This window comes from Sulfitobacter sp. HI0027, assembly GCF_001634775.1.
GTDB lineage: Bacteria > Pseudomonadota > Alphaproteobacteria > Rhodobacterales > Rhodobacteraceae > Sulfitobacter.
In genome coordinates, this window is sequence record NZ_LWER01000234.1 from 1 (window position 1) to 654 (window position 654).

Annotated in this window: 1 protein-coding gene; it reads left to right on the forward strand. The window is 59.5% G+C overall.

Features of this window, described 5'->3' with window-relative positions:
* On the forward strand, window positions 1–654 hold a 654-nt coding region (locus tag A3722_RS14930; RefSeq protein WP_150120497.1), incomplete at both ends, for a multicopper oxidase domain-containing protein.

Consider the following 654-nt stretch of genomic DNA (forward strand, 5'->3'; position numbering starts at 1 on the left):
ATACCCCCGTGCATTGGCACGGGCTGATCCTGCCCTCGGGCATGGACGGCGTCGGCGGGCTCAGCCACCCCGGCATCCCGCCGGGCAAGACTTTTGTCTATGAGTTCGATCTGACCAAATCCGGCACCTTCATGTACCACCCGCATGGCGATGAGATGGTGCAGATGGCGATGGGCATGATGGGCATGTTCGTGGTCCACCCCAAGGATCCCGATTTCATGCGCGTCGATCGGGACTTCCTGATCATGCTGAACGCTTTTGATATTGATCCGGGCACCTACATACCCCGCATCATGACGATGACGGATTTCAACCTGTGGACTTGGAACAGCCGGATTTTCCCCGACATCGACCCGCTGGTCGTCAATCAGGGTGACAAGGTACGGGTCCGCGTGGGCAACCTCACGATGACCAACCACCCGATCCACATGCATGGCTATGACTTCAAGGTCACCTGCACCGATGGCGGCTGGGTGCCGGAATCGGCGCAATGGCCCGAGGTTTCGATCGACATCCCCGTGGGCGCCATGCGCGCCTATGAGTTTGTGGCCGACCATCTGGGCGACTGGGCAATCCATTGCCACAAGTCGCACCACACGATGAACGCCATGGGCCATGACGTGCCGACGCTCATTGGCACCAGCAGTTCCAATA